We start from the raw sequence: 7,847 nt of genomic DNA, 5'->3' as shown, positions 1-7,847 counted from the left end.
CTGAAATATCATTAATCTCATCTCGTCTGCTTGTGGTTTGAAATAGGTCTTGCTCACCCACATAGCAAAGAATTCGCTCTTGATGATGATAAATTAAATCACCACTAAAATGTTGAAAAAAATCATTTAACTTTAACGTCATACTTGGACTAACTTCTCTTGCGAGTTGATGTTGGTCGCATCCAAAAATATTGATTTTTCGATTAATTAAAATATCGCTACTTTGCCAAGAACAATTATACGGTTCAAAGAATCGCGAGCGTTGATTGCTTACAGCAATACCGAGTGCTGGCATTTGAAAGATGAATGCACCCCATAAGTCCTTTTCAATTTCTTTTACGATTTTTTTATCAGTATTGCCATCCTGAAAAATAGGCATTTCACTGACGTATTGATATTTAAATACCAAGACTTGATGTTCAATTTCACCATCATTCCATGTTGTAGAGGCGTAATAGGTGATTTCATTTGATTTATCCCCACGATTGAAAAGTGGGAAGTATTGCTTTAATCGACTGATAACCAATATCGGTTGTGCTTGGATTGGAAGGTATGCTGGAAGTTGTTGAAACTTTAATCCATAGCGTAAATCAATCATTCGTTGTTCAAGATAATGAATCACTTGTCTGAGCGGTTGTTGCGATTCATAAAGCAGATAGGCTAGAAATCCTGTGAGGAATGCACCTAAAAAGCTCCATATAAATTGGATATGTGGATGGAGAAAAAAGCCAAAAACTAAAGTGCTAATACTGGTCATGGCTAATAAATAGGGGAGTACATTAAAAAAACGGAGACTATGATCTTCTCGCCAAGGATGTAATTTATCTAATAACTCTTGATCACTATGAGACGTTTGCCCAGCTTCCCAAAGTCGAGCAATATTTCTAAAAACCTGTGCATTTTTTTTACGTCTAATATGTAAGGCTTCTTGTACTGTGTCGATCGGCATGGGATTAGTCGGTTCATTATAATAAATCTGTATGATTTAGATTATGCTTTAAATTTCAGAAACTAAGAAGTGTCTTAATCGTGCTTTTTATACTTGGCGAATCCATTAGAGTATATGGAGTTGTTTTTTATTGTTCAGCTAAGTTGATCTATAAAATTCATCGTATTTATTCCGAAATAACTTAATTATTTCACTAGACTTATCTAGCTATCAATCTTAGAAAGCTAGATAAGATGTGAATTTTATAAAATGTATTTTTGCAAATTTATAATTAGTTTTTCATCGCTAAAGCAGAACTTCTTAAAATTTTGCTTGGTCAACCAACATCGCATCGCCATAACTAAAGAAACGATAACGTTGCTCAACTGCATGTTTATAAGCCGCTAGAATATTGTCGCGATTCGACAAAGCTGAAACCAACATCAATAAGGTCGATTCTGGTAAATGGAAGTTGGTAATCAAACGATCCACGATACAGAACTGATAGCCTGGGTAAATAAAAATTTGCGTATCACCAGTCCAAGCGGCAATTTGTCCTTGATTTGCTTGTGCAGCACTCTCTAAGGCACGAGTTGCTGTTGTGCCTACAGCAATCACTTTATTTCCACGAGCTTTGGTTTCTAAAATCAAATCAATCGTTGCTTGTGGTACATCGCACCATTCACTATGCATAATGTGATTGGTAATGTCAGTCGTGCGCACAGGCATAAATGTACCTGCACCAACATGTAATGTCACAAAAGTTTTTTGCACACCTTTTGCAGCTAGTTTTTCCAATAAATCTTGGTCAAAGTGCAAACTTGCTGTAGGTGCTGCAACACTAGCAATTTTTTCAGGATCGTGAAAAACCGTTTGATAGCGTTCAGTATCAATGTCTTCAGCTTCACGATTGAAATAAGGTGGAATCGGTAACTGTCCATATTGATCAAGTACAGACAAAATAGGTTGCGAAAATTTAACGACAAATAAGTTTTCATGGCGACCTTGTACGGCTACAGGAACGGCATCTCCACCAATATAAAGTTCTGCACCGGCTTTCGGTGAATTACTCGATTTAATATGGCAATGCGCTGTATGTGTATCCAACATACGTTCAACGAGGACTTCGATCGCGCCACCTGTAGCACGCTTTCCTTTTAATCGTGCTTTCATGACCTTTGTATCATTGAGTACGAGTAAGTCCCCATCTTTCAATAGATCTAAAATATCGGTAAACGCGTGGTCGTGATACTGACCGTTTGCATCGATATGGAGTAGGCGTGATGCACTACGGCTATCTAGAGGATAGCGAGCAATAAGTTCATCTGGAAGATCAAAAGAAAAGTCGGAAAGTTGCATATTTTTCTTTACCACATATGAAAAAACCCCAAACTTTTAGTGCTAGTTTGGGGTTTTGAAATTCTGGTCCCGAGGGTCGGACTCGAACCGACACGTCATCTCTGACAGCGGATTTTGAGTCCGCCGCGTCTACCAATTTCACCACCTCGGGAAGAGTGCGATGCTTTGTGTTGCGTATATTACCTTGTTTAAATGGCTTGTCAATCATGTAAAGCTCGTAGTTGTTGAATTTTAGATCAATTGTTTCAGTTGGTATTGAAAAGTTTAGAGTGATACGTATTTTCCATTCTTGGTTTTAGAGAAATTTTTTTAATGAAATTTCACGTTTTGTTGCGAATTGATTGATTCTACAATTGCGTTTTTTGTTAAAGTTTGTTAATACTAAGTGATAGTTTTCTCATTTTTTTAAATAAAACGTAAGTAATGGTATAACGATAATATTCGAGAGGCGTGCATGGCTATTCAATTATTAGAATTACAGCAAGCCGAAAAGCTAAGTGCTTGTAAACTATCTCTTTCTATGGGTCTTAACTCAGACCAAAACACGCTTGAACAATTCTTACAATTTAACCGCAAGTTGATGCAGACTGGCACAGCTTTACTTGCCTTTCACCAAGAACCTTATTTATGGCATCGCTGTTCAGAAAAATTAAAAGCAATTGATACCGCGAAAATCACAAAAAGTTTAAATACGTTATTTGTCAACGATGATCTGATTGACCATTCACATTCACAATATCCAACATTGATTGGTTTTCTCAATGCGTTGAAATGCAAGACAGAATCAGCTATCGCAGTACATTTGCGACATTCCGACCAAACATCTTTAGGTTATCTCATTCTACTCGATACAAAAGTATTGGAATTTACTGAGACGCAAAAACAGCTTCTTCAAGAACATTGCAAAAACTTTATGCAACAGCTTGAGTTAAAACTAAATCATGATGAATTAAAAGAATTATATGAACAAGAATCTGCATTAAATTTTAGTAAAACTAAGTTTTTCTCGATCATTTCCCATGACTTACGTGCACCATTTCATGGTCTCTTAGGCTTCTCTGAAATTTTAGCCAAAGAACGCGAAACTTTGGATGAGTCTAGTATTCAAAATATTGCTGACTACCTCTATGACACATCACAGTCCACTTACAACTTATTGGAAAGTTTGTTGAATTGGGCGATGGCCGAAGGCGGGCGTTTTGTTTATCACCCAATTAATTTTAAATTACGACAGATCACCGATATTGTGACGGATATTTTAAAAACCTTAGCTTTGAAGAAAAATATTCAACTGATTAATCAAGTAGATGAAAACCTAAAAGTCTATGCTGATATGAATATGATCACTTCTTTGATTCAAAATCTTGTGTCAAATGCGTTGAAATTTACGGATATTGATGGTTCTGGAAAAGTTTACATCCAAGCCCAAAATAAAGGTGAAATGGTCGAGATTAGCGTAAAAGATTCTGGTTTGGGCATGACCGATGAGCAAATACAAAATCTATTTCAACCACGTATCACCATGAGTTTCAAAGGTACAGCTGGCGAGAAAGGTGCTGGTTTAGGTTTATCTTTGTGTAAGCGTTTTGTAGAACTCAATCATGGTGAGATTCATGTGGTTTCTAAGGATGGTGAAGGGACAACATTTAAAGTGACATTGCCTGCAGAGCGTGAACACGTTGATTTATGTACAGATCAACATAAAAGTAAAGCAAAATTAGCCTAAAGAGATTTTAAACATAAGCTTGTAACTGATATAACTAAACACGATGAGATGACATCGGTAGAGCCTTTTTATATGAATGCGGAACAGCTACAAAAAACCTTAGTTGCAAGTCAGTATGCAGAACAAGTTTTAAACCTATACCAATCACAACTAGAACAAGATTATTCAGAAGATCAATTTCTTTGCTCGTTGTCTACACAAAGCATCCATCAAAAAGTCCAAGAAACTGTTGCAGAGATCAAGGATGAACAGGTATGGATGAAAGCGCTACGTATCCTAAGAGCGCGTTTGATGTTTCGTTGGATTTGGCAGGATGCTAACCAGCTTACCGATGTGGTGACCTTAACCCGTGAATTATCTGATTTTGCCGATGCGAGCATTTGTGCCGCAAAAGCATTTGCACGTATCCCTCTTGTTGCCAAGCATGGAGAACCAATCAGTTATGAGGGGCAAGTTCAAGACCTGATTGTTATCGGGATGGGGAAATTAGGTGCACAAGAACTTAATCTTTCAAGTGATATTGATCTTATTTTTGCCTTCGATGAACAAGGAGAGACCAATGGTCGAAAATGCATAGATGTACAACAGTTCTGTATTTTATGGGGGCAGAAACTGATCTATTTACTCGACCATATTACCGCAGATGGTTTTGTATTCCGTGTAGATATGCGCTTACGTCCTTGGGGCGATGGTTCTGCGCTCGCGATTAGCTATATGGGTTTAGAAAAATATTTGAGCCAGCACGGACGTGAATGGGAACGCTATGCTTGGATCAAGGCAAGGGTTATCACTGGCGCTAAAGCAGGTGCTGACTTGATGGAAATGGCACGTCCGTTTGTGTTTCGCCGTTATGTAGATTATTCAGCATTTGCTGCGATGCGTGAAATGAAAGCCATGATCGAACGTGAGGTCATGCGTCGTAATATTGAGGATGATATTAAACTCGGTGCAGGTGGTATTCGGGAAATTGAGTTTATTGTACAGGTCTTCCAATTGATTTACGGTGGTTCAAAACGTGAATTACAAGATCGTCAATGTTTAGCGAATTTGCATCATTTAGGTGAAGCAGAACTCTTAGACCAACAATCCGTTGATGATTTGGAAGATGCTTACCTGTTTTTAAGACGTGTTGAGCATGCAATTCAAGCGCTGAATGATCAGCAAACACAATCATTACCAACTGAGCCTGAGTTAAGGCAGCGCATGTTAGATACGCTTGGTTTTGTGGATTGGACTGCCTTCATTAATGTGTTGAATCAGAAGCGAGATAAAGTCAAAGTACAGTTTAAGCAATTAATTCAAGAAAAAGAATTTTCAGAACCGATTGATGATTTTGTAAAACTTGAGCAGAAATTAGATGCTGTACTAGATGACGATGCAAAGAACCTCATTCAAAACTTTTGGCATGGGCAAGCATTAAGGAAAATTCCTGCCAGTGCTTTAGAGCGATTGAAAAAGTTTTGGCCGCATTTGATTGAAGCGATTTTACAGTCAGATCAACCGCAAATGGCACTGTTAAGATTGATGCCATTAGTCGAATCAGTGCTGCGTCGAACGGTATATCTAGTCATGCTGATGGAAAGCCGAGGTGCTTTACAGCGTCTAGTGAAAATGGCAACAGTAAGTCCTTGGATTTGCGAAGAATTGGCGCAATATCCTGTGTTGCTGGATGAGTTTTTATCGATGGATTTCGGATTACCTCAACGGCAGGATTTAGAAGATTCTTTACGTCAGCAATTACTTCGTATTGAAATTGATCAAGTCGAAGATCAGATGCGTGTACTCCGCTTATTTAAGAAGAGTAATGTGCTGACTGTCGCGGCGAGCGATGTACTTGCAGAAAGCCCATTGATGAAAGTGTCTGATGCGCTAACAGATATTGCTGAAGTGAGTGTGCAGGCGACTTTAAATTTGGCCTATGAATCAGTTGCACAGCGACATGGCTATCCTGTGAGTACGACAGGAGCGCGCTGTAGCTTGGATGCAAAAGGTTTTGCTGTGATTGGTTATGGCAAGCTCGGTGGAATCGAACTGGGCTATGGCTCAGATTTGGATTTAGTCTTCATTCATGCTTTTGAAGAACAAGCTGAAACGGATGGTCGAAAGAGCATCAGTAGTGCTGAGTTTGCGATCCGTGTTGCACAGAAATTCATGTCACTCATGACAACTCAAACCTTAGATGGTCGTGTGTACGAAATTGATACGCGTTTAAGGCCGTCAGGAGAGGCGGGAATGTTGGTGACCAGTCTAAAAGCATATGAGCAGTATCAACAAAAAAGTGCTTGGTTATGGGAACATCAAGCCCTTGTCCGAGCGCGCTCAATCGCAGGTGAGGCAATGCTTTGCCAGCAGTTTGAAGAAGTTCGTTGTCAGATCCTGACACAAGTCCGTGATGAAAATGAAGTTCGTGAAGAAGTGTTAAAAATGCGCCAGAAAATGAAAGATCATTTGGGTTCATCTTCTGAACAAAAAAAACATGGGATTTTTCATTTAAAACAGGACTCAGGTGGTATCGTTGACATTGAATTTATGGCACAGTATGCAGTGCTTGCATGGAGTGGGACGAATCCTGATCTCGCCCATTTTTCCGACAATGTAAGAATTTTAGAAGATGCTGCTCAAGCAGGCTGCTTATCAAGTGAAGATGCCTCAGCATTGATACATGCTTATCTCCGTGAACGAGCTGAGAGCCACCGTTTAGCACTTGCAAATCAATCCATGCAAGTTAATGCTGCGGACTGGCACGATACCCGCGAGATCGTTTGCAAGTTATGGCAAAGGTTAATTGATCCAAGCGCAACAATTGCATTGGATAGTGAATGATTGTGTAGTAAAAGTTTGGAGTATGCGCCGTGAATTTGGCTGATCGTGATGGTTTTATTTGGCAAGATGGAAAAATGGTTGATTGGCGTGATGCAAAAATTCACGTCTTAACACATACTCTGCATTACAGTATGGGTGTTTTTGAAGGCGTCCGTGCTTATGAAACCCCAAATGGAACAGCAATCTTCCGCTTACAAGATCATACTAAGCGCTTATTAAATTCTGCAAAAATTTATCAAATGAATGTTCCATTTGATCAAGCGACTTTAGAACAAGCACAAATTGATGTCGTGCGTGAAAATAAGTTAGCTTCTTGCTACCTACGTCCTTTGATTTGGATTGGTTCTGAAAAATTAGGTATCGCTGCAACTGAAAATACTGTTCATGCTGCTGTTGCTGCATGGGGCTGGGGTGCTTACCTTGGTGAAGAAGCGATGGCTCGTGGCATTCGCGTTAAAACATCTTCTTTTACGCACCATCACCCGAACGTGACGATGTGTAAAGCAAAAGCATGTGGTAACTATACAGTATCGATCTTGGCTCACCAAGAAGTTGCTCGTGCGGGTTATGATGAAGCGATGTTGCTTGATCCACAAGGTTTTGTCTGCCAAGGTGCTGGCGAAAACGTATTCTTGATCAAAGATGGCGTATTACATACTCCAGATTTGGCAGGTGGTGCACTTGAGGGGATTACCCGCCAAACAGTGATTACGATTGCCAAAGATCTTGGTTATGAAGTCGTTGAGCGTCGTATTACGCGTGACGAATTCTATATTGCTGATGAAGCATTCTTTACAGGTACGGCTGCTGAAGTTACGCCTATCCGTGAATATGATGACCGTGAAATTGGTTGCGGTTCTCGTGGTCCGATTACAACAGTAATTCAAAAAACATTCTTTGATGCTGTTCAAGGTCGTAATGATAAATATGCAGATTGGTTGACTTATATCAAATAAGTGACTTAAATCTTGAAAAAAGCGAAGCCTAGGCTTCGCTTTTTTATTGCTGGTT

General features: G+C 39.3%; 5 protein-coding genes and 1 tRNA gene. 3 read left to right on the top strand and 3 right to left on the bottom strand.

Features of this window, described 5'->3' with window-relative positions; translation table 11 throughout:
• From B4237_RS16125 to B4237_RS16115, 3 genes are all read right to left on the bottom strand, one after another.
• The coding region (locus B4237_RS16125; protein WP_286943945.1) for a hypothetical protein at positions 1-949 on the bottom strand (949 nt) is incomplete at its 3' end.
• A gap of 300 nt (positions 950-1,249) precedes the next feature.
• The gene (queA, locus tag B4237_RS16120) at positions 1,250-2,287 is read right to left on the bottom strand and encodes a tRNA preQ1(34) S-adenosylmethionine ribosyltransferase-isomerase QueA (protein ID WP_278596513.1); all 1,038 of its coding nucleotides are present in this window, start codon (positions 2,285-2,287) and stop codon (positions 1,250-1,252) included.
• Between the two features lie 64 nt (positions 2,288-2,351).
• A tRNA-Leu gene (locus B4237_RS16115) sits at positions 2,352-2,438 on the bottom strand.
• Positions 2,439-2,741: 303 nt separating this feature from the next.
• Here B4237_RS16115 and B4237_RS16110 point away from each other — a divergent pair.
• From B4237_RS16110 to B4237_RS16100, 3 genes are all read left to right on the top strand, one after another.
• Positions 2,742-4,013 (top strand): sensor histidine kinase, encoded by a 1,272-nt coding sequence (locus B4237_RS16110; protein ID WP_278596514.1) that lies wholly within the window; start codon positions 2,742-2,744, stop codon positions 4,011-4,013.
• 72 nt (positions 4,014-4,085) lie between these two features.
• Positions 4,086-6,836, top strand: coding sequence for a bifunctional [glutamate--ammonia ligase]-adenylyl-L-tyrosine phosphorylase/[glutamate--ammonia-ligase] adenylyltransferase (gene glnE, locus B4237_RS16105; protein ID WP_278596515.1), 2,751 nt, complete (start codon positions 4,086-4,088; stop codon positions 6,834-6,836).
• A gap of 29 nt (positions 6,837-6,865) precedes the next feature.
• Positions 6,866-7,792 (top strand): branched-chain amino acid transaminase, encoded by a 927-nt coding sequence (locus tag B4237_RS16100; RefSeq protein WP_004877335.1) that lies wholly within the window; start codon positions 6,866-6,868, stop codon positions 7,790-7,792.
• Positions 7,793-7,847: the final 55 nt, after the last annotated feature.

This window comes from Acinetobacter sp. UBA6526 (assembly GCF_002434875.1).
GTDB lineage: Bacteria > Pseudomonadota > Gammaproteobacteria > Pseudomonadales > Moraxellaceae > Acinetobacter > Acinetobacter venetianus.
The sequence above is the reverse complement of the archived record's forward strand: the minus strand, read 5'-3'. Positions and strand labels throughout refer to the sequence as shown.